General features: G+C 55.6%; 25 protein-coding genes. 11 read left to right on the top strand and 14 right to left on the bottom strand.

Annotated elements, in window-relative coordinates; all coding sequences use genetic code 11:
- Window positions 1–114: 114 nt before the first annotated feature.
- The 4 genes from osmV to ACXIZX_RS09200 are packed head-to-tail and all read right to left on the bottom strand — an operon-like array spanning window position 115 to window position 3,567.
- Window positions 115–1,251, bottom strand: coding sequence for an osmoprotectant ABC transporter ATP-binding protein OsmV (gene osmV, locus ACXIZX_RS09215; protein ID WP_061718847.1), 1,137 nt, complete (start codon window positions 1,249–1,251; stop codon window positions 115–117).
- Window positions 1,251–1,898, bottom strand: a complete 648-nt coding sequence (gene osmW, locus ACXIZX_RS09210; RefSeq protein ID WP_008108902.1) for an osmoprotectant ABC transporter permease OsmW — start codon at window positions 1,896–1,898, stop codon at window positions 1,251–1,253. Before osmW ends, osmV begins: the two co-directional genes overlap by 1 nt.
- A 9-nt stretch (window positions 1,899–1,907) precedes the next feature.
- Entirely contained in the window at window positions 1,908–2,834 is a 927-nt protein-coding gene (locus ACXIZX_RS09205; RefSeq protein ID WP_479404027.1) for a glycine betaine ABC transporter substrate-binding protein, read from the bottom strand.
- A 16-nt stretch (window positions 2,835–2,850) separates the two neighbouring features.
- Complete coding sequence (locus tag ACXIZX_RS09200) at window positions 2,851–3,567, bottom strand: ABC transporter permease (protein ID WP_008108907.1); 717 nt, start codon at window positions 3,565–3,567, stop codon at window positions 2,851–2,853.
- 386 nt (window positions 3,568–3,953) lie between these two features.
- Between ACXIZX_RS09200 and ACXIZX_RS09195 the strand changes: the two genes are divergently transcribed.
- Window positions 3,954–5,414: an MDR family MFS transporter gene (locus ACXIZX_RS09195; protein WP_479404025.1), complete on the top strand. Its 1,461-nt coding sequence runs from the start codon at window positions 3,954–3,956 to the stop codon at window positions 5,412–5,414.
- 31 nt (window positions 5,415–5,445) lie between these two features.
- Here the strand turns inward: ACXIZX_RS09195 and ACXIZX_RS09190 are convergent, their stop codons facing one another.
- Together ACXIZX_RS09190 and ACXIZX_RS09185 are read right to left on the bottom strand one after the other, a co-directional pair.
- A complete protein-coding gene (locus tag ACXIZX_RS09190; protein WP_179450798.1) occupies window positions 5,446–5,742 on the bottom strand; it encodes a DUF1161 domain-containing protein in 297 nt (98 codons plus the stop codon).
- Window positions 5,743–5,794: 52 nt separating this feature from the next.
- Window positions 5,795–6,130 carry a DUF1283 family protein gene (locus tag ACXIZX_RS09185; protein WP_179450799.1) on the bottom strand — a complete coding sequence of 112 codons (336 nt, stop codon included), beginning with the start codon at window positions 6,128–6,130 and terminating at the stop codon, window positions 5,795–5,797.
- Between the two features lie 133 nt (window positions 6,131–6,263).
- Here ACXIZX_RS09185 and ACXIZX_RS09180 point away from each other — a divergent pair, with 133 nt between their 5' ends.
- Window positions 6,264–6,590 (top strand): YnfA family protein, encoded by a 327-nt coding sequence (locus tag ACXIZX_RS09180; RefSeq protein ID WP_218889112.1) that lies wholly within the window; start codon window positions 6,264–6,266, stop codon window positions 6,588–6,590.
- Between the two features lie 82 nt (window positions 6,591–6,672).
- On the opposite strand, the gene ydfG is transcribed toward ACXIZX_RS09180, so the two are convergent.
- Window positions 6,673–7,419 (bottom strand): bifunctional NADP-dependent 3-hydroxy acid dehydrogenase/3-hydroxypropionate dehydrogenase YdfG, encoded by a 747-nt coding sequence (ydfG, locus tag ACXIZX_RS09175; RefSeq protein ID WP_008104194.1) that lies wholly within the window; start codon window positions 7,417–7,419, stop codon window positions 6,673–6,675.
- A gap of 385 nt (window positions 7,420–7,804) precedes the next feature.
- On the opposite strand from ydfG, the gene guaD reads away from it, so the two are divergent.
- The 5 genes from guaD (at window position 7,805) to dcp (ending at window position 15,818) form a co-directional block, all read left to right on the top strand.
- Entirely contained in the window at window positions 7,805–9,133 is a 1,329-nt protein-coding gene (gene guaD, locus ACXIZX_RS09170; protein WP_179450801.1) for a guanine deaminase, read from the top strand.
- Entirely contained in the window at window positions 9,130–10,572 is a 1,443-nt protein-coding gene (xdhA, locus tag ACXIZX_RS09165) for a xanthine dehydrogenase small subunit (RefSeq protein ID WP_479404024.1), read from the top strand. The genes guaD and xdhA overlap by 4 nt, the downstream gene beginning before the upstream one ends.
- Window positions 10,562–12,928, top strand: coding sequence for a xanthine dehydrogenase molybdopterin binding subunit (xdhB, locus tag ACXIZX_RS09160; protein WP_479404023.1), 2,367 nt, complete (start codon window positions 10,562–10,564; stop codon window positions 12,926–12,928). Before xdhA ends, xdhB begins: the two co-directional genes overlap by 11 nt.
- The gene (xdhC, locus tag ACXIZX_RS09155) at window positions 12,915–13,697 is read left to right on the top strand and encodes a xanthine dehydrogenase accessory protein XdhC (RefSeq protein WP_479404022.1); all 783 of its coding nucleotides are present in this window, start codon (window positions 12,915–12,917) and stop codon (window positions 13,695–13,697) included. The genes xdhB and xdhC overlap by 14 nt, the downstream gene beginning before the upstream one ends.
- A 72-nt stretch (window positions 13,698–13,769) precedes the next feature.
- The gene (gene dcp / locus ACXIZX_RS09150) at window positions 13,770–15,818 is read left to right on the top strand and encodes a peptidyl-dipeptidase Dcp (RefSeq protein WP_479404021.1); all 2,049 of its coding nucleotides are present in this window, start codon (window positions 13,770–13,772) and stop codon (window positions 15,816–15,818) included.
- 24 nt (window positions 15,819–15,842) lie between these two features.
- Here the strand turns inward: dcp and hpxO are convergent, their stop codons facing one another.
- The gene (hpxO, locus tag ACXIZX_RS09145; RefSeq protein WP_008104182.1) at window positions 15,843–17,000 is read right to left on the bottom strand and encodes an FAD-dependent urate hydroxylase HpxO; all 1,158 of its coding nucleotides are present in this window, start codon (window positions 16,998–17,000) and stop codon (window positions 15,843–15,845) included.
- A 250-nt stretch (window positions 17,001–17,250) separates the two neighbouring features.
- On the opposite strand from hpxO, the gene ACXIZX_RS09140 reads away from it, so the two are divergent.
- Both ACXIZX_RS09140 and ACXIZX_RS09135 read left to right on the top strand, forming a co-directional pair.
- Entirely contained in the window at window positions 17,251–17,490 is a 240-nt protein-coding gene (locus tag ACXIZX_RS09140) for a hypothetical protein (RefSeq protein WP_176970470.1), read from the top strand.
- Window positions 17,491–17,565: 75 nt separating this feature from the next.
- On the top strand, window positions 17,566–18,828 hold the full coding sequence (locus ACXIZX_RS09135) for an acid phosphatase (RefSeq protein WP_479404020.1): 1,263 nt from the start codon (window positions 17,566–17,568) through the stop codon (window positions 18,826–18,828).
- A 56-nt stretch (window positions 18,829–18,884) separates the two neighbouring features.
- On the opposite strand, the gene ACXIZX_RS09130 is transcribed toward ACXIZX_RS09135, so the two are convergent.
- The 6 genes from ACXIZX_RS09130 to ACXIZX_RS09105 all read right to left on the bottom strand — a co-directional run bounded on the left by ACXIZX_RS09130 (window position 18,885) and on the right by ACXIZX_RS09105 (window position 24,488).
- Window positions 18,885–19,385, bottom strand: a complete 501-nt coding sequence (locus tag ACXIZX_RS09130; RefSeq protein WP_179450809.1) for an RES family NAD+ phosphorylase — start codon at window positions 19,383–19,385, stop codon at window positions 18,885–18,887.
- A complete protein-coding gene (locus tag ACXIZX_RS09125) occupies window positions 19,385–19,867 on the bottom strand; it encodes an antitoxin Xre/MbcA/ParS toxin-binding domain-containing protein (RefSeq protein ID WP_154193487.1) in 483 nt (160 codons plus the stop codon). Before ACXIZX_RS09125 ends, ACXIZX_RS09130 begins: the two co-directional genes overlap by 1 nt.
- 103 nt (window positions 19,868–19,970) lie before the next feature.
- A complete protein-coding gene (locus ACXIZX_RS09120) occupies window positions 19,971–20,300 on the bottom strand; it encodes a DHCW motif cupin fold protein (protein WP_179450810.1) in 330 nt (109 codons plus the stop codon).
- 65 nt (window positions 20,301–20,365) lie between these two features.
- Window positions 20,366–21,850 (bottom strand): FGGY-family carbohydrate kinase, encoded by a 1,485-nt coding sequence (locus ACXIZX_RS09115; protein ID WP_479404019.1) that lies wholly within the window; start codon window positions 21,848–21,850, stop codon window positions 20,366–20,368.
- A gap of 60 nt (window positions 21,851–21,910) precedes the next feature.
- Entirely contained in the window at window positions 21,911–22,750 is an 840-nt protein-coding gene (locus tag ACXIZX_RS09110; RefSeq protein ID WP_061718863.1) for a class I fructose-bisphosphate aldolase, read from the bottom strand.
- On the bottom strand, window positions 22,734–24,488 hold the full coding sequence (locus tag ACXIZX_RS09105) for a glycerol-3-phosphate dehydrogenase/oxidase (protein ID WP_479404018.1): 1,755 nt from the start codon (window positions 24,486–24,488) through the stop codon (window positions 22,734–22,736). The genes ACXIZX_RS09110 and ACXIZX_RS09105 overlap by 17 nt, the downstream gene beginning before the upstream one ends.
- A gap of 217 nt (window positions 24,489–24,705) precedes the next feature.
- Here ACXIZX_RS09105 and ACXIZX_RS09100 point away from each other — a divergent pair, with 217 nt between their 5' ends.
- A complete protein-coding gene (locus ACXIZX_RS09100) occupies window positions 24,706–25,101 on the top strand; it encodes a VOC family protein (RefSeq protein WP_179450816.1) in 396 nt (131 codons plus the stop codon).
- 32 nt (window positions 25,102–25,133) lie between these two features.
- On the top strand, window positions 25,134–25,646 hold the full coding sequence (locus ACXIZX_RS09095) for a P-loop nucleotide/nucleoside kinase family protein (RefSeq protein WP_179450818.1): 513 nt from the start codon (window positions 25,134–25,136) through the stop codon (window positions 25,644–25,646).
- The last annotated feature ends 37 nt before the right edge of the window (window positions 25,647–25,683 follow it).

Raw genomic sequence — 25,683 nt, 5'->3', positions numbered from 1 at the left:
GCGGCAGATCGTAAAGACGCCATAAACCATCCCTGGGGCTTGGCCCGCGCCATCCATGGCGCGGGACACTTTACTCCTCTGCCGCCTCTTCCTGCGTTTCAAGTATCGTGCGGTTTATGGATTCAATCGACGGCGCGTACGTCCAGAACTGAGATAATCGGCAATGTAATCCTGCGATATCTCACCGCTATAACGACCTTCCTCATCGACGATCGGCATCCACACCGTGTTGTGCTCATACAGCTTCGACAGCACCACGCGCAGATTCTCTTCCGCTTTGCCGGTCACTTTAAAGGTATGCAGCATCTCTTCGCAGCGGCCCGTGGATCCGCGCGCTTCACGACGCTTCACAAATCCCAGTGGCTTGCCATCTTCATCGACCACCGTAACCGAGCGCATATCGTTATCGTCCATGGTAGCGAAAGCGTCCTGCAATGGCGTATTACGCTGCACGGTGATGGTCGGCTGCTGATCGGTGACATCGCCAGCTTGCACCAGCAACAAACGTTTCAGCGTACGGTCTTGCCCGACAAAGGAGCCAACAAAGTCGTTCGCTGGTTTGGCTAACAGCTCATCCGGGCTGGCGCACTGCACAATTTTGCCCTGACCAAACACTGCAATGCGGTCACCGAGCTTCAGCGCCTCATCAATATCATGGCTAACCAGCATCACGGTCTTCTTCAACTGACGCTGCATCTCCAGGAATTCGTTCTGAATCACTTCACGGTTAATCGGGTCGACCGCGCCGAAAGGTTCATCCATCAGTAATACCGGTGGGTCAGCTGCCAATGCGCGAATCACGCCAATACGCTGCTGCTGACCGCCGGACATTTCACGCGGATAGCGATGCAGGAACTTGGTCGGATCGAGCGCCACCATGCTCATCAATTCAGTAGCGCGTTCGCGGCAACGCTTCTTATCCCAGCCCAGCATGCGCGGCACCACGGTAATGTTCTCCTCGATGGTCATGTTCGGAAACAGACCAATCTGCTGGATTACGTAACCAATATTGCGGCGCAGGGTAACGGTATCTTGTCCGCTGGTATCTTCACCATTGATCAAGATTCTGCCGCTTGAGGAGGGAATCAGGCGGTTAATCATCTTCAGCGTGGTGGTTTTGCCACAACCCGATGGGCCGAGCAGCACACACATTTCTCCGGCAGGCACTTCCAGGCTGACGTTATCCACGGCATTGAGAGACGTGCCGTTCTTTTGCGTAAAGGTTTTCGTCAGGTTTTCCAGTTTTATCATTATCGAATCCCCTTAGGAGTCAGCGCCGACTGCAAACGGTGCAGCAGCCAATCAAGCACAATCGCGAGCAAACAAATCATCAAGGCACCGGCAATCAGCATGCGCACATCGCTGCCGCTGATACCGTCTAGCAGTTGCAGGCCCAAACCGCCCGCACCAATCACGGCGGCAATCGCCATCACACCGACGTTCATCACCACCGCCGTACGGATACCGCCAAAAATCACCGGCAGCGCCATCGGAATTTCCACCCAGCGCAGACGCTGCCAGAAAGTCATGCCAATCCCGCGACCGGCTTCGCGCAGTCCGGGAGACAGATTTTCCAGCGCGGTGTGGGTGTTTCGCACAATCGGCAGCAGCGAGTAGAGAAACACCGCAGTAATCGCGGGAAGGGCGCCAATGCCCTGACCAATCATTGAAAACAGAGGAATCATCAAACCAAATAACGCAATGGTTGGAATGGTTAACACAATGGTGGCGATGCCGAGCACCGGCGTAGCCAGCCATTTAAAGCGCACAATCAAAATGCCCAGCGGCACGCCAACGATAATGGCGAAACCCACCGCGACCAGCACCAGCCAGGTATGTTGCCAGGTGAGCGACATCAAGGTGTGCCAGTTATTCATGATGTAATGCAAGGTATCCACAGCGCCTCCTTACAGCATGTTCTTAGATTGAAGGAAATCACGCGCCACCTGTTGCGGCGACTGATGATCAATATCGACACGTTTGTTCATCTCGGTGATCGCTTCGTCATTAATCAATGCGGAAAGCTGATTAAGCGCCGTATCCAAGCCTGGATGGCTCTCCAGCACATCCTGACGCAACACCGGCGTGACGTTGTAACTCGGGAAGAAGTGCTTATCATCTTCTAACACTTTGAGTTCAAACCCTTTCACACGGCCATCGGTGGTGTAGATCAAACCCGCATCAACAAAGCCATCGCGAATCGCGTTGTAGACTAAACCGGGATCCATCTGGCGAATCTGCGGACGATCGAGCGGCATGTTGTAGGCTTTCTGCAACGGCTTCAGGCCATCGGAACGGCCTGAGAACTCCAGGTCCAAACCCAGTTTCCAGTTATGATCCGGATCGTTCTTGCGCACCTCTTCCAGCTTCGCCACCAGTTGCGACATGGTGTTAATGCCTTCTTTCTCCGCACGATCGCGTTGCATAGCAAACGCATAGGTATTGTTCATCGGTGCCGGATTAAGCCAAACCAGTCCCAACTTCGCATCCAGCTGTTTTACCGTTTTATAGGCGTCTTCCGTCGACATCGGCTTATTGATGTGGTTAAAGATGATCAGCGAGGTGCCGGTGTATTCCCACGTCATATCAATCTGTTTATTGATCATCGCGTTACGACCGATGGTGGTAGCGATGTTGGTTTTGGGGATCACCTGAAAACCTTTCTTCTGCAACCAAATCACCGTCATCGCGGAGAGGATGTGCTGCTCGGTAAAGCTCTTGGTTGCCATGGTGATTGGTGTTGCGGCAGCGGCGCTTTGGCTGATTGCCAGCGTCGCGGTGAGTGCCAGCGCAGTACGTTTTACCCAGCGCGCCAGCTTATTGGCAGTGGCCATCACAAAACTCCTTGTGTTAAGCCGCAGAGTGCGGGCTGAGATAACGTCCCAATGCTGCAAGCAGCATGTCGAGCACCAGCGCAACCAGCGCGGTTGCCACGGCGCCGAGGATCAGCGTAGGGAAGTCGTTGAGGTAGATGCCGGGGAAGATCAGTTCACCAAAGCTGCTGGCGCCGATCAGGAACGCCAATGGCGCTGTGCCGACGTTAATCGCCGTGGCGATGCGCACGCCTGCCAGAATCACCGGCAGCGCATTAGGAATTTCCACCTGACGCAAACGCTGAAACTTCGTCATACCTATACCGTTGGCGGCTTCGATTAGCGACGGCGGTACCGCGCTTAAACCGGCAAAAGTATTACGCACAATCGGCAGCAGCGAGGCGAGGAACAGGGCAATCAGCGCGGGACGATCGCCGATACCGACAATCACCATCGCCAGCGCCAATACCGCCAGCGGAGGCAACGTGTTACCCACGTTGAAGATTTGCATCACGTACTCTGCCCAGCGACGGGCAAACGGACGACTCAGCAGGATCCCGCTGGGAATCCCCACCAGCAGCGCAAAGAACATTGACCAAAACACCAAAAATAGATGCTGCTGCCCGAGATAAATCAAATCCTCCCGGCGGTCGCGCAGCGTATTCAGCCCCAGCCCCCAAACAAGCAGGGCAATCACCGCAACAATTGCGAGCAGAGCCAGCCCAGCGCGGCGGGCGAGCGATGCATTTTGCATAGCCAGTGTCTCCCTGATTCAAAAAATCGTTCGATGTGGTGATGTCATTCCCAGGATGGCGGCGCAGTGTCAAAAACGCACACATACGAAAATCCTTCACCCCGTTAAATTGCAGTTAAAATGACTATTAGCAGATGCTTTTTCAGTGAATAACTGGAAAGCACCGCTTAGACTTATAGCAATGCTTGTCGATAAGCGCCAGTTTCTGCGGCAAAATCAGACAGATAGAAATAATCAAAAACCGCATCTAACCCGCATGGAATAAGGCATCATCCGACAATAAAAAATTTTCATCGAAATAAGTGACGTCGTCACAGATGGGGCGCACGCAGAGGAAACTGGTCTGGTGAATTTTCAGCTAGCCTTGTTAGAAATTAGGGAGACGTATGACTGAAACTGCAGAATTGAACACGGAACATCGCCACTGGATTCTCATCGGCTGCATGCTCGCTATGTTTATGGCGGCGATTGAAGTCACCATCGTGGCCACCGCGATGCCGACCATCATTGCCGATCTTGGCGGCTTTTCGCAGTTTGGCTGGGTATTTTCCATCTATTTACTGACACAAGCGGTCAGCGTGCCCTTGTATGGCCGGCTGGCGGACATGTGGGGCCGCAAGCGGCTGCTGTTTATTGGCGTTTCGCTGTTCCTGCTGGGATCAATTCTGTGCGGATTCGCCCACAGCATGACGTGGCTGATTCTGTTTCGTGCTTTTCAAGGTTTAGGTGCCGGCGCAATTATGCCGCTGACCTCCACCATTGTGGCTGACGTCTATTCGCCGCGTGAACGCGCCAACGTACAAGGCTGGCTCTCCAGCGTCTGGGGCGTGGCGGCAATTATTGGCCCATTGAGCGGCGCGTGGCTGGTGCAGCACTTTAACTGGTCGGTGATTTTCTGGGTTAACGTACCGATTGGCGCGGTCGCCATGCTGCTGCTGGCGCGCTTCCTTCCATCGCGTGAGCAAAATCAGGCCACCACGCTCAATCTCACCGGCAGCTGCTGGCTGATGATCTGCGTGACGGCATTATTAGTCGCGTTGTTGCAGGCTGAAGTGCTCGGCTTCTGGTTGCTACCGTTCCTGCTGCTGGCAGTCATCGCCGCCTGGCGTTTAAAACATCATGAACAGCGTGCCGATGCACCGCTGTTTCCGCTGGAGATCTGGCGCAGTCGGCTCATTGTCGCTGGTAACATCGGTAACCTGATTATCGGTGCCAGCATGATGGGCATCAGCGCGTTTCTGCCAACGTGGATTCAGGGCATCACCGGCGGCACGCCGCTGCAGGCCGGCAGCGCACTGGCGATGATGTCGATTGGCTGGCCGCTGGCGAGCACCTTAAGCGGCAGATTAATGCTTATCACCTCCTATCGCTTCACCGCGCAGTTGGGAGCGCTGCTGCTAATTGCTGGCAGTGCGTTGCTGCTGTTACTGCGCAGCGATAGCTCGATTATGCAGGCGGGCTTCACCGCCTTTGTGATTGGTACCGGCATGGGCATGACCAGCACCACGTTTTTGGTATCGGTGCAAAACCATGCGCATTACGACATTCGCGGCATTTGCACCGCATCAATCATGTTCAGCCGCATGATCGGCTCAGCAATTGGTACCGCGTTGTTGGGTGCGGTACTGAACCTGAACTTGTCGCTGCGTTTGCCGCAGGCCGACGATCCGATGCAGAAAATCATGTCGCACGAAAGTCGCCAGGCGCTACCGGAAGCGACATTGCATGACTGGACCGGACAAATCGCCAGCTCATTACATTGGGTGTTTGTGGTGTCGTTGCTGATTGCGCTGTTAACGCTGTGGGTGGCGTGGATGATGCCGCGGCAAAGGCCGGAAGTGGAGTAAAAGCAGGGCGGCCAGAGAGCCGCCCGAAGGGTTACTGCGCGGGCGCATCCTGAGAGCTGCCTGCGCCGTCTGGCACGTTGCTGTCGCCATCACGGCCATTTTTCTTGTAGACGATTTTCTGTGTGTCGTTCTCGCAATGACCCACAACCTGGCCGCCAGTCTGATCGGCTTGATCATTGGCCACGATATCCAGCGTGAAGTCCGATTCGGCGACGCCGTTATTAATGATTTTTTTGCTGATGTCCGCTTTGACACTTTCACAAGAAGCCTGCGCCAAAACCGGCAGCGACAACATCGCCATCAGCAGCACTGCATTACGTTTTTTCATCATTCACTCCTTTGGTCAGAAATCCTGTCAAAACTATAGCAGCGATAAACGATTAGGGTGCAAGTGGACGTCCGGTGCGGCGGTCGAGGCAACGCAACGTATTCGGTTCCCAATAAGCGTTAACGTTGTAGCTCTTTTCGCAGGAGTCGCGGGTATCAAAAGCTTTATCCGTCTTATCGAACTCTTTCTCAACGCGCGTATTGACCTTGTTGCGCAGATTTTTAGTATCGTTCCACTGCTCTTTACTCTGGCGAGCGGCTTCATTGCTGGAGGCGCTGCTGCCATCTTCAATGATCAGGCGATCGGTTTTGGCCGACGCAATTGGCGCAGCCATTAACAGGCTCGACGTCACCACGGTCGCCAACAGGGCGGATAACAGTTTTTTCATCGTCATTTCCTTCAGTTAACACCAGCACAGCCGGGATCGCGGCTGTAACAACCATGGGCGCTAGTATATCATCGCTGCTTCTTTGCTCACCAGCGGTGAGCGCTTTGTTTAGCTTAGTGAGAGATTTTCTATGCTGGTAAAAACCGCCTTGCTGTTTTTTATCACTGCGATAGCGGAAATTGTTGGCTGTTTCCTGCCGTGGCTATGGTTGAAGAAGGGCATGACGGCCTGGCTGCTGGTGCCCGCCGCAGCGAGTCTGGCGCTGTTTGTTTGGTTGTTGACGCTGCATCCCGCCGCGAGCGGGCGCGTCTATGCGGCCTATGGCGGCGTATACGTGTTGACGGCATTGATCTGGCTGCGCGTGGTGGATGGCGTAAAACTCAGTACATGGGATTGGGTTGGCGCGCTGGTCGCCTTTAGCGGCATGTTGATTATCGTGACAGGTTGGGGTCGCACCTAAATCGTAGGGTCGCCATTAATGGCGACCTCACTCGCATTGAGGTTGACCTGGTGCGCATGAATGCGCACCCTACAAAATCACCTTAACCTTTATGCACTTTCAATCCTGCGGTGGTTTGCGTTACCGGCATAATCTCCAGCGTATTGATGTTGACGTGTTTCGGCAGCGTCGTCACCCAATAGACCGCTTCGGTCACATCTTCCGCCGTTAACGCGGTGGTGCCTTCGTAAACCTGGCCCGCTTTATCGTCATCGCCCTTGAAGCGCACGTTAGAGAACTCGGTGCCGCCCACCAAACCTGGCTCGATATCGGTCACGCGCAGCGCGGTGCCGTGCAGGTCGGTACGCAGATTCAGGCTGAACTGGCGCACGAACGCTTTGGTCGCGCCATACACGTTGCCACCCAGATAGGGCCAGCTGCCCGCAATCGAACCGATATTCACGATATGACCGACGTTGCGCTCAACCATGGCAGGCAGCACCGCACGCGTCATGTACACCAAACCTTTGTTGTTGGTGTCGATCATATTTTCCCAGTCCTCAATATTGGCTTTGTGCGCCGGTTCAACACCCAACGCCAGGCCAGCATTGTTCACCAGCACATCAATATTGCGCCATTCAGCGGGCAGGGAGGCAATCACTTCATCGATGGCGGCGCGATTACGCACGTCCAGCTGAACGGTATACAGGTTATCGCCCAACTCATCTTTCAACTCTTTTAAGCGCTCAGCGCGACGTCCGCTGGCGATCACTTTATGACCTGTAGCAATGAAGCGGCGGGTGATACTTTGACCAAAACCAGCAGTTGCGCCAGTAACAAAAATAATCATCTCACTGTTCCTTAAACGATTTCAGGTTATCAGCCACACCTTAGCATTAACCTCGAACCCATGCTCATGAAAACCAAAGGCAGCTTGTTGCAGGATTTTTCCTGCACATTGCGAGTGCATCAGCGCACCACAAAGACGCACGTTTGCGGGCAATAAATTCGCCATATCAGGCAAAACTCACCGCAATGTTAAATCGCAACCGTTTGCGAACCCAGGCAACCGGTTGCGCATACGTTTGCCAGCTAAGCTTGACACACAAACCTGCAAGATCAACCTATTATATTGAAAGTAAACAGTATTTTTTGTTCTTTGCATTGGCATGCGCTTTGCAAACTATCTTTAAGGCAATCACCTGCATTAATAAAAAAAGCACCAAGGAACCATTATGCCTTACGCACCCGAAACGCTGCTGCGCGCCAGCTTCTTTGATTTCACCGCTCTGGCCGCGCAGCCAGACGACATCGCTGCCAACGCGCGCTATCTCGAAGATGGCTTATTAACGCTGCGTGACGGCAAAGTGGTCAGCCTTGAAAGCTGGCAAATTGCGGAAGGGCGCGTCGATCACACACGCGTCACCGATCTGCGCGGCAAACTGATCGTGCCCGGCTTTATCGATACCCATATCCATTATCCGCAAACCGAGATGATCGGCGCCTTTGGCGAACAGTTGCTGGAGTGGCTCAACCAGTACACTTTCCCGGTGGAGAGCCAATATCACTGTCCCGATCACGCGGCAAAAATGTCGGCGTTCTTCCTGCATCAGCTGTTGTCGAACGGCACGACAACAGCGCTGGTGTTCGGCACCGTGCATAAGCAGTCGGTGGATTCCCTGTTCAGCGCGGCACAGCAGCTGGATATGCGGCTCATCGCTGGCAAAGTGATGATGGATCGCAACGCACCGGAATACCTGACCGAAACGCCGGAAGAGAGCTATCAGCACACGCGTGAACTGATTGAACGCTGGCATCAGCGCGGTCGCCTGAGCTATGCGCTTACGCCGCGCTTTGCGCCGACCTCGTCGCCCGAACTGCTGGACAAAGTGCGTCAACTGCGCGAGGAGTTCCCTGACGTCTGGATGCACACGCACTTAAGTGAAAACCAGCAGGAAATCGCCTGGGTAAAAGCGTTATTCCCGGAGCGGGCGGGCTACCTTGATGTCTACCATCATCATCAACTCACCGGCAAACGCAGCGTGTTTGCGCACTGTCTGCATCTGGAAGATACAGAATGGCAATGCCTGCATGACACCGACTCATCAATAGCCTTCTGCCCGACGTCAAACCTGTTCCTCGGCAGCGGCTTATTCAACATCAAACGCTGCTGGCAGCAGGGCGTGCGCATGGGCATTGGCACCGACGTTGGCGCAGGCACCACCTTTAATCTGCTGCAAACGCTGGGCGAAGCGTACAAAGTCGGCCAGCTACAGCAGTACAAACTCAGCGCCTGTGAAGCGTTCTATCACGCCACCTTAGGCGGCGCGCACGCGCTCGATCTCGATGACGTTATCGGCAACTTCAATCCCGGCAAAGAGGCCGATTTTGTCGTGCTCGATCCGGCCGTGTCGCCGCTGCAGAAGCTGCGTAACGCCAACAGTAAAGATATCTGGGAGCGGCTGTTTGTGATGATGACGCTCGGCGACGACCGCAACATTGCGCAGACCTGGGTGAGCGGCAAGCCGGTTTGGCAGCGCGAAAGTGAGGAGCAAATCGCATGATCCAGTTCTTACTCAACGATCGTTTAGTCACCGAACGCGAGATCGATCCCAATCTCACCGTGCTTAACTACCTGCGCGGCCAGCAGCAGCGTCGCGGCACCAAAGAGGGTTGTGCCTCTGGCGACTGTGGTGCCTGCACCGTCACGCTCGGTAAAGTGGTGGATGGAGAGATGCAGTATCAGGCGGTCAACAGCTGTTTAACGCTGGTAAGTAGCCTGCAAGGCAAGCAACTGATCACGGTGGAAGATCTCAAGCAGGGGCGCGAACTGCACAGCGTGCAGCAAGCGATGGTCGATTGCCACGGTTCACAATGCGGTTACTGCACGCCGGGGTTTGTGATGTCGCTGTTTACCCTGCAGAAAAACAGTGCTGGCTGGAACCGTCATCAGGCGGAACAGGCGCTGGCGGGCAATTTGTGTCGCTGTACCGGCTATCGTCCGATCATGGATGCGGCTCAGCAGGCATGCGAACAACCTGTTGCGGATGCCTTCAGCGCCAATGCACCCGCGCTAGTGCAGCGTTTACAGGCGCTCAGCAACACAGAAGTCCAGATTATCGAAGCCGCGGGCAGCCGCTGCTATCTGCCAAAAACGCTAGCGCAGCTCGCCGATCTCTATCAGCAACATCCCGAAGCCCGTTTGGTGGCCGGTGGCACCGATTTAACGCTGCAAATTACCCAGCAATATAAGCGCTTGCCGCTATTGATTGCGCTGGAGCAGGTCGATGAGTTGAAGGTCTGCCACGAAGATGAAACACATCTTTATCTCAGTGCTGCCGCTTCATTGCATCATTGCTATCAGTTTTTAGCGCAGCACATTCCGGCGTTTAGCAGCATGCTGGAGCGTTTTGCCTCGTTGCAAATCCGTAATCAGGGCACGCTTGGCGGCAACATTGGTAACGCATCGCCGATTGGTGATTGCGCGCCCATGCTGCTGGCACTGAATGCGCGTCTGGTTTTGCAGCAGGGCGACAAGCAGCGAGAAGTCCCGCTCGATCAATTCTTTACCGCGTATCGCCAAACGGTTTTGTTGCCGGGGGAATTCATTCGCAGCATCACCATTCCTAAAGTGACGGTGTCACCCAACTTTACTGCGTGGAAGGTGGCGAAACGGCTGGATGATGATATTTCCGCCGTGTTTGCCGCCATCAATCTGCAAATCAAGGAAGGGTTGATTGTGGAGGCACGACTGGCTTTTGGTGGCATGGCCGCCACGCCGAAGCGTGCGCTGGCGGCTGAGGCACAATTGCTGGGCCAGCCGCTGAATCTCAGCGCCATCGAAAAAGCCTGCGCCGCATTGAGCGTTGATTTCCAGCCGCTGAGTGATTTCCGCGCCAGCGCCGATTATCGCCTGCAGGTGGCGCGCAATCTGTTGCGCCGCTACTACGCACAAGCGTCTGGTGAGCTGACCATTACTGAGGTGTCGCGCTATGTCTCATAACCGTCCGGAACTGAACGAAACGCTGCTGAAAACCCAGTTCGCCACTGGCATGCAAACGGGCGTGGGGCGCAGCAACAAACATGAAAGTGCCGACAAACATGTCTCCGGTGAGGCGCTGTATATCGACGACAAGCCCGATCTGCCGGGATTGCTGCATCTCTGTCCACGACTAAGCGAGCACGCGCATGCGCGCATCACCAAACTGGATGTGCAGCCGTGCTACGCGGTGCCGGGCGTGGTCAGCGTGCTAACCTGGCGTGATGTGCCAGGCCTCAATGATGTCGGTCCGCTGGAACCCGGCGATCCGCTGCTGGCGCAGGACAAAATCGAATATTTCGGTCAGATCGTGATTGCCGTCGCGGCTGATTCACCGGAAGCAGCGCGTGCCGGTGCTGCAGCGGCAATTGTTGAGTATGAAGCGCTGCCCGCAGTGCTCGACGTACGTGAAGCGCTGGAACAACGCTTCTTTGTGCAGCAGCCGCATATTCACCAACGCGGTGATGCCGAAGCCGCGCTGGCGCGGGCGTCGCGGCGTATTCAGGGTAAATTTCACATCGGCGGTCAGGAACATTTCTATCTGGAAACCCAGACGGCGCTGGTGATCCCCGGCGAAGATGACACTTTGCAGGTGTTCTCCTCGACGCAAAACCCCACTGAAGTGCAGAAGCTGGTGGCGGAAGTTATGGGCATCACCATGAACAAAGTTACCATTGATATGCGGCGTATGGGCGGCGGCTTTGGCGGCAAAGAGACCCAGGCGGCGGGCGTGGCGTGTTTGTGTGCCATCGCCGCGCGTCAGCTGCGTAAACCGGTGAAAATGCGCCTGGCGCGCCGCGACGACATGCAGATCACCGGCAAACGCCATCCGTTTTTTGTCCGCTACGATGTCGGCGTCGATGACGACGGTCGCTTCTGCGGTGTGAAGATCGATCTGGCTGGCAACTGCGGTTATTCGCTCGATCTCAGCGGATCGATTGTCGATCGCGCGATGTTCCACGCCGATAACGCGTATTACCTCGGTGATGCGCTGATTACCGGCTATCGCTGCCGCACGCATACCGCTTCGAACACTGCGTATCGTGGCTTCGGCGGGCCGCAAGGCATGGTGGCGATTGAGCAGATCATGGATCACGTCGCGCGCGAAGTGGGCCTCGATCCACTTGAGCTGCGCAAACGTAACTATTACGGCAAAACCGATCGCAACATCACTCATTACCACCAGCATGTGGAAGACAATCTGCTGGATGAGATGACCGCGCAATTGGAAACCAGCAGCGAATACGCCGCGCGCCGTGCCGAAATCAGCGCGTTTAACGCCAGCAACCGTTTTATGAAACGCGGATTGGCGCTGACGCCGGTGAAATTCGGCATCTCATTTACCTCCAGCTTCCTCAATCAGGCCGGCGCGCTGATTTTGATCTACACCGATGGCACGGTGCAGCTCAATCACGGCGGCACCGAAATGGGTCAGGGCTTAAATACCAAAGTGGCGCAGATTGTGGCGGAAGTGCTGCAGATTGATATCAGTCAGATTCAGGTCACCGCCACCGATACCGGCAAAGTGCCCAACACCTCGCCAACTGCGGCGTCCAGCGGGGCCGATCTCAACGGCAAAGCGGCGCAGAATGCCGCACAAATCCTGCGCGATCGCTTAACCGAGATGCTGTGCCAGCAACATCAATGCGCTGCCGAAGCGGTGCATTTCAGTAACGGCATTGTGCGCGTTGGCGAGAAACACTTCACCTTCGCCCAGGTGGCGCAGCAAGCGTGGCTCAATCAGGTGCCGCTTTCCGCCACCGGGTTCTACAAAGTGCCGGGCATTCATTACGATCGCGCCGCCGGACGCGGCAAGCCGTTCTATTACTTCTCTTACGGCGCGGCCTGCTGTGAAGTGCTGGTGGATACGCTGACCGGCGAATACCGTTTGCTGCGCGCCGACATTTTGCATGACGTGGGCGCATCGCTGAATCCGGCGATTGATATCGGCCAGGTTGAGGGCGGTTTTGTGCAGGGCATGGGCTGGCTCACCTGCGAAGAGCTGGTGTGGAACGACAAGGGCAAATTGCTCACCGATGGCCCGGCCAGCTACAAAATCCCGGCGATCAGCGATGTACCGAGCGATTTGCGCGTCACGCTGGTAGAGAATCGCAAGAATCCGCAGGACACGGTATTCCACTCCAAAGCCGTCGGCGAACCACCGTTTATGTTGGGCATCGCCGTGTGGTGTGCGTTGCAGGATGCGGTTGCCAGCGTCGATAACTATTGTCGCCATCCGCAGCTGGACGCGCCGGCCACGCCGGAGCGGGTGTTCTGGGGGATTCAGCGCTTATCAGGAGCGGACCATGATTTATCATGACTGGATCAGCGTGTTACACACCTTGCGGGAGAAACGCGAAAGCTGCGTGTTAATCACCGTGCTCAGCGAGCGGGGCTCCGTGCCGCGCGATCGCGGCAGCAAAATGGTGGTCAGCGCCAATGACACCTTTCTTACTATTGGCGGCGGGCATCTTGAGTACCAATGCATTGCGCAGGCGCGTGAGATGCTGCAGCAGCGCTGCAGCCAACCACGCAGTGAAGAGTTTGCGCTGGCTGCGCGCCTCGGCCAATGCTGCGGTGGTCACGCCACTTTGCTGTTTGAACCGCTGATGCAGCAGCAGCCGGAAATCCAGGTGTACGGCGCAGGCCACGTCGGCCAGGCGCTGGTGAATCTGCTTGCGACCTTGCCGTGCCATATTACGTGGATTGATAGTCGCGCCGCGCAGTTTCGTGCCGTGCCGCCCGGCGTAACGGTGCGCCAGGTTGAAGATCCGATCGACTGCGTGCGGGAAGCCGCGCCCGACAGCTACTTTGTGGTGATGACGCACGATCATCCGCTCGATCTGGCGCTCAGCGAAGCGATCTTGCGGCGCGGCGATTTTCGCTATGCCGGTGTGATTGGTTCAGCTACCAAAGCCCAGCGTTTTCGTTATCGCTTAGAGGGCAAAGGCATTGCGGCAGATTCTCTCGCACGTTTGCGCTGCCCGATTGGTTTAGCGGATGTGAAGGGCAAGTTACCGGCGGAAATTGCCGTGGCGGTGGCGGGGGAAATCATCAGCGTTTATCAGCAGCAGGCGATAAGTTGTTGAGTGACGAGGAAACTGCCAGGATAGAAACATCCCGCCGCCGCTGTGCGGCGTTGCTGATTATCAGGAGCGATAATGAATTCACGAGCCAATCCGTTTTTCACCGCCAGCACCTTGCCGTATCAAACCCCGCCATTTGACCAGATTCAGGAAGAGGATTTTCTGCCGGCGCTGGAAGCGGGTATTGAAGAGAAACGGCGCGAAGTGGCGGCGATCGCCAGCAATCCTGACGCGCCAACCTTTGCCAATACCTATGAAGCGCTGGAGCGCAGCGGCCAGTTACTGAAGCGCGTAAATCTGGTGTTTGGCGCCATGACTTCCGCCAACACCAGCGATCGTTTGCAGGAAATCGATGAATTGATTACCCCGCAGCTGACCGCGCTCAATGATGAAATCTGCCTGAACAGCCAGCTGTTTGCTCGCCTCGATGCGGTTTACCAGCATCGCGGATCGCAGTGTCCGGATGCTGAAGCGATGCGTCTGGCGGAAGTCACCTGGCAGCATTTCCAGCTGGCCGGTGCCAGCCTCAGCGATGCGGATAAAACCCAGCTTCGTGCCTGCAATCAGGAGCTGGCAAGCCTCAGCACCCGTTTTGGCAACAAGTTGCTGGCCGCCACCAAAGCCGGTGCTTATGTAGTTAGCAATGTTGCGGCGCTGGCCGGATTAAGCGAGGAAGAGCTGGCGCACGCCAAAGCGGCGGCCGAAGCGCGCGGTTTACACGGCGAATGGCTGATTGCGCTGCAAAACACCACGCAGCAACCGGCGCTGCAAGCGCTGGAAGTGCGCGCCACGCGTGAAGCGCTGTTCCAGCAGGCGCTAACGCGCAGCGAGCAGGGCGATGATAACGACACGCGCGACATCGTGTTACGTATGGCGCAACTACGCGCGCAGCAGGCGAGTCTGCTCGGCTTCAAAACCTATGCCGAGTGGAGCATGCAGGATCAGATGGCGAAAACGCCGGAAGCGGCTTTTGCCTTTATGCGCAATATCGTTCCTGCCGCGCGGGCCCGCGCCGAACGCGAAGCCGCCGATATTCAGCAGGCGATTGAAGCCTCACATCACAGTTTCCCGCTGCGCGTCTGGGACTGGAATTTCTACGCTGAGCAGGTGCGTAAAGCCCAATACGCGCTGGATGAGAGTCAAATCCGCCCATACTTTGAGCTGAATAATGTGCTGGAAAAGGGCGTGTTCTGGTCGGCCAGCCAGCTGTTTGGTATTCGTTTTAGCCAACGCCACGATCTGCCGGTTTACCATCCGGACGTTAACGTTTACGAGATTTTCGATGCTGACGACACGCCGCTGGCGCTGTTCTACACCGACTTCTTCAAACGTGATAACAAAAGCGGTGGCGCGTGGATGAGTAATTTCGTTGACCAAACCACGCTGCTAGGCACTAAGCCGGTGATCTACAACGTGTGCAACTACACCAAGCCGCAGGCAGGCCAGCCAGCGCTGCTGAGCTGGGATGAAGTGATCACGTTGTTCCACGAATTTGGTCATGCGCTACACGGCTTGTTCGCCACGCAACGCTATCCGAGCTTGTCGGGCACCGCCACGCCGCGCGACTTTGTCGAGTTCCCGTCGCAGATTAATGAGCATTGGGCCAGCAACGAAGCGGTGTTTGCCAACTATGCGCGCCACTACAAAACCGGTGAGGCGATGCCTGCCGAGCTGCGCGACAAAATGGTACGCGCCGCGAAGTTCAACAAAGGCTACGACATGACCGAGCTGCTGGCCGCAGCGCTGCTGGATTTGCAGTGGCATTCACTGACCACGCATGACAATCCGCAGGACGTCAGCCACTTTGAATTACAGGCGTTGGCTGCCGAAAACATTGCGCTGGCGGCCGTTCCTCCACGCTATCGCTCCAGCTATTTCCGTCATATCTGGGGCGGCGGTTATGCAGCCGGTTATTACGCCTATATCTGGACGCAGATGTTAGCCGATGATGGCTATCAAGCCTTTGTCGAACGCGGGGGATTAACGCGAGAAAACGGTCAGCAGTTCCGCGATCATATTCTGTCACGCGGTAACAGCACCGATTTGCAGCATCTGTGGCTGGCGTGGCGCGGCAAAGAGCCGGAGATCGGCCCAATGCTGAAAAACCGTGGATTAGAATCGTAGGGTCGCCATTGATGGCGACCTGATTCAACCGAACGGTCCGCCTTCAATCGTATCGCACATACCGGCCAGCACCCGCTCGCCGGTTTCGTTTTTCAAATCCGCATACCACGCCGCCGTCACTTCCGCATCTTTCGCATGGGTAACATCACAGCGCTTACGGGCCTTCAACACCAAGTCTTTGGTGCGCTCCACGCGACGGCTTTCATAGCGCAACAGCGCATCCTCAATCCCCAAAGAGTGTGACGCCAGCGTCTGCGCCAGCACCACTGCATCTTCCATCGCCGCACAACCGCCTTGCCCGATATCCGGCGTGGTGCTGTGTGCTGCATCGCCCAGCAACGCCACGCGACCTTTAACGAAACGGCTAAACGGTTCGATATCGTGGATTTCCACGCGGTTGGTGGTTTCCGGATTGAGGCGCTCTATCAGGCGCTGCACCGGTTCGGCCCAGCCGCTGAAGTAGCCTTTAAGGTCACTTTTCAGCGTTGCGCGATCTTCCGACAAGCCTTTTGGCAGCGGGACATCAAAGAAGAAGTAGAAGCGGTTGTCGCTGACCGGCATCAGCGACACGCGTTTGCCTTCGCCGACAAAAGTGGTCCACTGATCGGCGGGCGCAATCGCTTCATCAATCGTCACCAGGCCGTTCCAGTTGACGTAACCGGCGTAACGACGTTCGACGCTTTCGCCCAGCACATAGTGGCGGATCACCGAGTGCGTGCCATCGGCGGCAATCAGGAAATCGCCTTCGGCCTGGCTGCCATCATCAAACCAGGCGGTGACGCCATGTTCAGTTTGCTCAACCTGCGAGACGCGTTTGCCAAAGCTAATGCGCGAACGTCCGTAGGTATCGATTAGCATCGCCTGCAATTCAGCGCGCGCCACCGGATAGGGATATTCACCCACCTGTTGCACCAGCGGTTCCATGCTGAAGCGGGTTAGCGTGCTGCCGCTGTGCGCATCGTTATAGGCCATAAACGCCATGTTGCCGCCCAGTGCGCGTAGCGGCTCTTTCATGCCCAACGCATTGAGGCATTTCACGCCGTTGGGCCAGATGGAGATCGCCGCACCCACCGGCTTCATCTCTTTCACTGCTTCAAATACCGCGGTGTCAAAACCCGCTTTCTCCAGCGCAATCGCAGCACTCATACCGCCAATGCCCGCGCCAATTACAATCGCTTTCATATCCGTCTCCTTTGCTATGCATAAGAGACTGCAACTTTTGTACCAGATTCGCGGATAAGTCGAATTGAAGCTATCTCTCTGATTTTAAATTGATACAGAAGCATTCTCTCTTACAATCCTGCACTACGGTGGCGCACGCCCGCGCACTGAATGAGGGCAATTTGTAGAGAGCAATGAATCGATTGTTTCAGCATGGTAATTGGCGCCGCAGCAGCCATACTCTTTACACTCTTCCTGCGAGGACTCAATCATGAAATGGATAATGGCTTTTGCCTTGCTGTTTAGCGTCAGCGTGCTGGCACAACCACAATGGCAGCCGGAACGAAAAGCGCCGGTGGTCCAACTGACGCCGATTGCCGCCAAGTGCGATGTTTCAGCCTGTCAGCAGAACTGTTATGTGCAGCAATCACAGTGCAAAAACGACAATAACGGCGGCTGCGGCTCATTAGCACAAATTTGCGTACAAAACTGTGCCAGTCAGTGTCGTTAAGTGAAATAAATCTGTCATAACCGAGTGCTAGCGTGTTTCCCCGGCAAGGTAATATTTTGATAACAGGGGAAAATAATGAAAACCCGCTTCACACTGATTGCAACGGTTCTTCTGCTGGCACAGCAGGCACATGCGGTTTCACTGCCCGACGCGGCCGCGCTGGCAGGCTTAACCTCCACCGGTTCCACCCCCGCTTATAGCGATCTCGAGCAGCAATCATTGCAAGCTGAACGTCAGGCGCTGCAAGGCGATAGCAGCAAGCTGACGCGCGAGCAACTGGAAAAAGCTAAACAGAACGCGAAACAAGCTGACAAGCAGTGGCTGAAAAACAGCGGCTACGATTTCAAAACTAAAGAGAACCAGCAGGCCGGAATTGCGCTGCTGTCGGGCTTTAGCGCGTTACCCGCCAGCGTGCTTGATGCCAGTCAAGCCACCGTCACCAACATCAACCTGAATGCCACGCAAAATGTGCGTCATCAGGCACTGGCCGATGCGGAAGCGATCAGCTATCTCTATTTCCTCTCTGATGCGCTCGGCCCGCGTCTCGGCAAAGCCTTCCTCGCGGCTTACGATAAAGGTGAGATCGGCAAAGCGGCGGCGTTGATCAAAGCCAGTGAAGTCAGCACCAGCGCAGCTAAGAAACACTTTAACTATCCGCGACCATTCCTGCGTGAGGGCAACAGCATTCATCTGGTGCCGGACGATGTGGTGGTTAAAGACAATGTGCGTTACACCGCCGACGGCGGCGCTTTCCCGAGCGGCCACACCAATACCGGTTATACCGATGCTTTGTTACTGGCCGAAATGGTGCCGGAACGTTTTGAAGCATTGGTAACACGCGGCGCGCGCTACGGTTATTCGCGTTTAGTATTGGGCGTGCATTACCCGCTGGATGTGATGGGTTCGCGCATGGTGGCGCAACGCAACGTGGCAAATTATCTCAACGATGCGCGCTATCAGGCGCTGTTTAGTGAAGCGCGTGACCAGCTGCGTGCCGCGCTAGAGAAAGAGTGCGGAACGTCGCTGGCAGAATGTGCGCGCAGCGATGGCAAGGACGATCCTTATCGTTCACCTGCAATGAAGCAGTTCTATCGTTTCACCATGAGCTACAACCTGCCGAAAGCCAATGTGCAGAACACGCCAGTTAAAGTTCCGCAGGGCGCGGAGATCCTGCTGAAGACCGCGTTGCCGCAGCTGTCTGATGCGCAGATTCGTAGCCTGATGGTGAAAAGCGCGCTGCCAAACGGTTATCCGCTGTCCGGCAACAGTGCGGATCAGTCATTCTGGCAACGTGTCGATTTAACGGCGGCATTTGCTTTAGCGAAACCGACTTTGTAGGGTCGCCATTTATGGTGACCAGATGCGCATGAATGCGCACCCTACAAAAACTCTCGTCACGCTTTAATCCGACGATCAAGCGCGAAGGGCGCTGAAGTGGCTTGTGCAAAGAGGGCGGCGGCGGCGGGATGGTCGGGATTGAGAATGGCGTTGTCTTCACCGGTCAAAATGCTGGGTACCGTCAACAGCAAAGGAAAGCCGCCTTGCAAATCAAGGAACGCGGCGCCAATCGCTTGCGTCTCTTCCTGCTGCTGATACTTTTGCCAATCGCTGGGCAGCTTACTGCTGTCCAGCGCCATGATTTCGCTCTCAGGGATCGGCAGGGTAAAAATCACAAAGCGGCTCTTCTCCAGCATCGCTTTACCGGCATGCACCACCAGTTCCAGCGTGGCGAGTGCCTTTGAGCTGCTGAGGTAAACCGTTTTAATGCCGGGCGGATTCCAGCGTCCGCCCCATTTTTCAGCGCCAGCGCCGCTAAATGCCTCGCTGGCATATTCTTCTTTCACTAAACGATAAAACAGTCGATAGGGAGCATCCGGTTCCTTCCGTTGCGTCATTACACAATCACTCCGTGTTCCAGGCGACCAATCAGCGTTAACACCGCATCGCAGCCCGCAGGCGTGCTCAGCATCTCCATTGGCAAGGCATCATCCAGTGCCAACGCAGGTTGATACATCCAGTGCATGGCAGCGTCAACGTCACCGGCAAATAATTGCAATACGGCATCCAGAATTTCGAATACCTGATACACGCGAGCACCTTGCTCCACCGAGAGTTGCGATCCGGCCTTCTCACGGCGGCGATAGGTATTGCGATCGATCGAGACCATCTGGGCCACATCCAGCGGCGTTGCTTTCAGCACCGTGGCAGCGCGCTCAACGATGCCAACGTCCAGACCTTCGGTGATCAACTGATGTGCTTTCAGCGGATTACGCGGCAAGCCCATTTGATCCATAAAAGATTGCTGAGCGTGCTGAATCAGCGTCGGGTCGAAGACGCGTGCGGCATTGCCGTGATTGAATGGGGATGCAGTTGTCATAACAACCTCCTGAACAATGTTCATTTGAACATTTTGATAGTTCAAGTGTACATCACTGCGCAGAGGTTGTCATTTTTTGTACGATCATAAAACTAATGCATTGTTAATCAACAATAAACAGCTTTGCACCGCTGACGGTTGAGGAGCGGTGCGCTTCTGCATTGTCTGCGACCTGATAACTCACGCCTGGCGTTAACGTGAAGGTGCGACCATCTTCCAGTTCCGTCACCATTTCACCTTCGAGGCAAAGCAGAATATGGCCTTTGCTGCACCAGTGATCCGCCAGATAACCGGGTGAATACTCCACCATCCTGACCCGAATATCACCGAAGCGTTGGGTGCGCCACAAAGCAAAGCCTTCATCGCCGGGATGCTTTTCAGGTGCGATGTCGTTCCAGGTAGTGATGCCAAAAGGAAGCTGATTGATCTGCATACGGATGCCCTTGAGTAGATAAGACAGCCATGATTAGCAGCGAGAGGGCAATTAAGCCAGTAAAATCAACCGGCTTCCTGCCACATCTCGCGCATCGCCAGCTCCAGCTTCTTAAACACGCGATAACGCGTATCGTGAAACGTAAAGCGATCTGGTCGTGGCAACAGCGCGCCGGGATTGATCTGCACCGCCTGCTGCGCGGCATCGGCGAGATTACGCCACGCGCCGACGCCCACACCGGCACACAATGCTGCGCCGAGCGCACCGGTTTCTTTGCACTCCGCAACGCGGATCGGTATGTCTAACACGTCAGCAAACATCTGCGGCCAGACGCAACTGCGCGCCGCGCCGCCCGACAAAATGGCCTGCGTAAAAGGGATGCCCGCCGCACGCAAGCGATCGATATGCGCCCGATGGGCAAAGGTCACGCCTTCAAACAGCGCGAACAGCATATCGGCGCGCGTATGCCAGCCGCCTAAGCCATAAAACCCGGCTTTGGCTGGTTCCGATTTACGTCCGGAATAGAGGTAAGGGTGATAAAGCGGCAACTGCGCATTGGGTTGCACATGCGCCACGCTATCGCTGCTGCGCGCCGCGCCTTGACCGCCGCGACCGTCGTCAAATTCGCGCAGGAACCAGTCGAGATTCGCCGCCGAGGTGGCGCTGGCCTCAATCGCCATGTAACGATCTGACTCAATAATGGAGTTCATAAATACCGGGCGCAGATAATCGGGTTTATCCACTACCACCTGATTGATGCTCCACGTCCCGGCGACAATCGAGGCTTGTCCCGTGTTCACCACGCCAGAACCGACGGCGCTGGCCACCACATCAAAGATGCCCGCCACCACCGGAATGCCCGCCGGTAATCCGGTGAGCTGTGCAGCATGTTCTGTGACATGGCCAACCACCTCGCAAGATTCACGCAGTGCGGGCAGCAGGGTGAGCGCCTCTTCTACCCCGTACAGCGCCATCAATTCACGGCTGTAGCCGCGCGCGCGATAATCAATCAATCCAGCCCCGGCGGCATCCGAAAAATCAGCGCTGATTGCACCACTGAGAAAATGGGCGATAACGTCTTTCGCTAACAGTAAATGGCCGATTTGCGACCAACGTTCGGGTTGATGTTGTTTGATCCAACTGATCAACACTGGCGTTGCCGCTGGCCAGGGTTTTTGCAGCGAAATCTGGTAGATGCACTTATCCTCGCCGCTGATTTCCAGCGCGTGCACCGTATCACAAGCGCGATGATCGATAGACTGAATACCAAACAGCGGCTGCTGATGCTTATCCAGCGCATACAATCCGTTGCCGTGACCGGCCGCGCCAACCGCAATCACATCGCTGGCTGGCGTTCCCGCCTGTTGCAGGCAACGGCTCACCGCATCACTAACGCCATGCCAGATATCCGCCACCGGCCGTTCGGCGTATCCTTCCTGCGGACGATGGGTTTCTCCCGCGCACTCGGCCACCGACAATACGCGACCGCTGAGATCAAACAGCACCGCTTTGATCATGGTGTTTCCGGCATCAATACCGACTATCTTCATATCCGACTCCGTGCAACTGGCGAAGACGGCGCACCGCTTAAGCGCCGGTGCAGGTAAGGCTCAACCCTGCTGATAGATTTCCAATGCGTCCGGGCCGCTGGCACCCTGATGAATAATCGCCATCAGCGCTTTCACCACGCGTGACGGATTATCGTGCTGATACACATTGCGGCCATACACCATGCCGCTGGCGCCTTGCGCCATTAGCGCGGCACTTTTCGTCAGCACGCCCGCCAGTTCACCTTTGCCGCCGCCGCGCACCAGCGTGGGACAGCGCGCCGCTTCCACTACGCGATGAAAATCCTCCACGTTCTCAGTGGGATCGGCTTTGATAATATCGGCACCCAACTCGCGCGCCAGCCGTACCAGCGGCACAATCTTCTCCACATCGCCCAGCGAGCCGTAAGCTGCGCCTTGCCCGGCGGGAGCCATCACCAGCGGTTCAATCATCAGCGGCATGGCGTAGCGATCGCAGGCCTGACGCAGGCGGCCAATGTTTTCAACGCACATGCGGAAAATGCCCGGTTCATCAGGGATCAGATAGAGATTAACCACCACCGCGGCAGCGTCCATCTGTAACGCAGCAAGAATCGGCTCATCAGGATTGTGCAGTACCGCCCACATTTCCCGGTGACGCGCCGCGTTGTAGGCATTGCCCACATCGGTGCGCATCACCAGCGCCGGTTTACGTCCCGCCACACGCTGCAGCAGATCGGCCTGACCGTAGTTGACCTGAATCGCATCCGGCTGCGCGGCGATCAGGTTATCCATCACATCTGCAATATTCTCCAGGCCGATGAGAAAATCGGGCTCGTTGGCGATGCCGTGATCGATGGCGACATCCAGACATTTGCCGTGCTGAAACAGGCGCTGCATGCGCACTTTATTGGTTACTAACATGTCGTGTTTCCTCCTGAAAAACCGTGGGGTAAAGGCCGGTAAGTCCGTGCAAACGCGCCAGATTGGCGCAGCCGCGCTGCAGCTGCTGCGCGCGTTCGCTATCGCTCCAGCCGAGCGTCGTGGCCATGATTTCGGCGATCTCCTGCACCAGCGGCGCGCTAAGTTCACCGCAAATCGCCAGCGAGGTGCGGCGTACCAGCAAATCCTCCAGCTGACAAACCTGTTCATGCTCTATCAGATAACGTAACTCGACATCGCTGTAGGCGGAATGATGCTGCAACATTTGCTCGCCGTGCTGTTGGATCAGCGCCAGCAGCGGCAGGGCGCGGCTGCCGTAACGTTTGGCGAGCTGCATCACGCGCGGCAGCGGCACGCTATAACGTTGCGCCAGTTGCGCCAGCCACACGGTTTGTCCTGAAGGTTTGGGGAAGTCACGCCCGCCGCCAATCGGCACATCGCCGCTGGATACATGACGTTTTTCACCGAGCAGGCGCAGTACACGATCCGCCGCTTCTTCACCGAACTGACGGAAGGTGGTCCATTTGCCACCGACTAAACAGAGCGTGCTCCAGGCGCGATTCGCGTCAGCTGGCAGCACCACTAATGAGTGATTACGTGAGATTTGGCCGTTAAGTTTGGCCTCGCTAGCGGGCAGCGGACGTACGCCGCAGAAGGTATACACGATGGCGGAATCCGCCACCTCGATATGCGGAAAGACGAAACGCAGTGACTCAAGGATGTAATCCTTTTCCTCTTCTTCGCACACCACCGCGTCAGGATCGTCCACGCGGATATCGGTTGAACCCACCAGCACCTTGCCAAACCATGGGAACATGATGCAGACACGGCCTTCCTGGTTCTCGAAATAGACCATTTCGCCATCCAGCATATGCAGCAATTCGGGATGATCGAGGATCAGATGCGAACCTTTGGTGCCGCCAATTAGCTTTGGCAGATCGCGGCTGGAGGTGATGCGTTGGTTAAGCTGGTCGATCCAGGCGCCACCAGCATTCACCAGCACATGCGGTTGCAGGCTGAAGCGCTCGCCGCTCAACGCATCCTGCAAAATAACCGTTTCGCCCTCGGCGCTGACCAGCTGTAAATAATTGAGCGCCAGCGCCTCTGGGCAGGCTTTTTCGGCATCATCAATCAACTCAAATCCCAGTCGTTCTGGCGCGCTGATCCAGGCATCGTAGTAGCTGGCGCTGTATTTCACCCAGGACGCGAATCCCGGCCAGCGATCGCGCGTGGCGGCCTCATTGCGCACCTGATGCTTCGGCATCGATCCGTATTGGCGGGTGTAGATGTCATACAGGCTGAGCCCGGTTTTAATCAGCAGCGCGCCACGTCGCGTTGGCTTATCGCTCAGGCGCAGAAAACGGCGCGTGGCATTCACTAAGCCACCAGCGAGATTATCGATCGGCACCGTGGTACGTAAGGGAAACACATAATGCGAGGCATTTTTCAGCAGCCGGTCGCGCTCGGTGACCGACTCTTTGACCAGCGTGAACTCACCGGTTTCCAAATAACGTAAACCGCCATGGATCATGCGCGACAGCGCACCGCTGGCGGCTTGGCACCAGTCGCCTTTTTCCACCAGAATCGCCGGAATGCCCTGCAACGCCAGCTCGCGAAACGTACTGATACCGTTGATGCCGCCGCCGACAATCAACACCGGTGTCGACGACCGCAAGCGCAGCGTGCTCAGGCGTTGTTCGCGGGTTTTAATGTTATCCATGAGATGCTCCAGTTCCAGTACGCCAGGATGAGATCGTAGTCGCTGGAGCTGTGCTGAAGGATGAAAGGTGAAGGAATTGTTAATTCGATGAGTCGTAGTTGTGATTTCGTTCACTTAAATGGTGTTTAATAGACGGCGGGATTTGAAGTGTGTGAAAGGTTTAAATGCAAAAAAATACTTATCAGAGCATGGCCGTATTTTACTAAGGAGTAATAGCATGAGAACGCAAAAGCGCTGTATGGGATATGTGGCAATTGTCGTGGATGATTATGACCGCGCCATTGAATATTACACTCAGAAGCTGGGATTCCATTTAATTGAAGATACACCTCAACCCGGTAAGCGATGGGTTGTCGTGAACCCTAATCCGCAAAGTGATTGCAATCTATTACTCGCTCAGGCTTCCAATGATCGACAGAAAGAATCTATCGGAAATCAATGCGGTGGCCGCGTATTTCTGTTTTTACAAACCGATGACTTCTGGCGTGACTATAACCAGATGAAAGCTAATGGCGTTACTTTCAGTGAAGAGCCGCGCGAAGAAGAATACGGCACAGTGGTCGTGTTCGAAGATATATACGGTAACCGCTGGGATCTTTATCAGAATAAATAATCATAACGACCGATGTGACAAGGAATTAATGAATGCTCATCACTTTTAGCGGATTACCCGGCACTGGCAAAAGCACCATTGCGCGGTTATTAGCGCAGCAGCTCGGCGCGGCGTATTTACGCGTCGATACCATCGAACAAGCGCTGCGATCGGGTCAAGAGAGCGAGAAAGCCATCGGCCCGGAAGGGTATTTCGTCATCTACGGATTGGCGCGCGATAATTTGCTGCTTGGTTCCACCGTTATTACCGACTCGGTTAACGACCTGCAACTGATCCGCAATGCTTATCGCGATATCGCCTTGTTAAGCGGCTCGCCGCTGCTGGAAGTCGAAGTGATCTGTTCCGATCGTAACAAACATCGCTTTCGTGTCGAAAATCGCGCGTCCGATATTAAAGGTTTGAAGCTGCCGGATTGGCAGGCAGTTGAACAGCGCGAATATCAAGCCTGGGAGCGCGACCATTTGCAGCTTGATAGCGCAATGCTCTCGGCGCAGCAGTGCGTGGATGTCATTCTGCAAGCGCTACCGAAAACGTCAAAATCCTGATCTTTCAGTGGTGGCGTTCAACGCGTCGCCACTTTCA

The organism is Candidatus Pantoea symbiotica (assembly GCF_056491525.1).
Note: the sequence above shows the minus strand (reverse complement) of the source record. Positions and strands in the feature narration are given on the sequence as shown.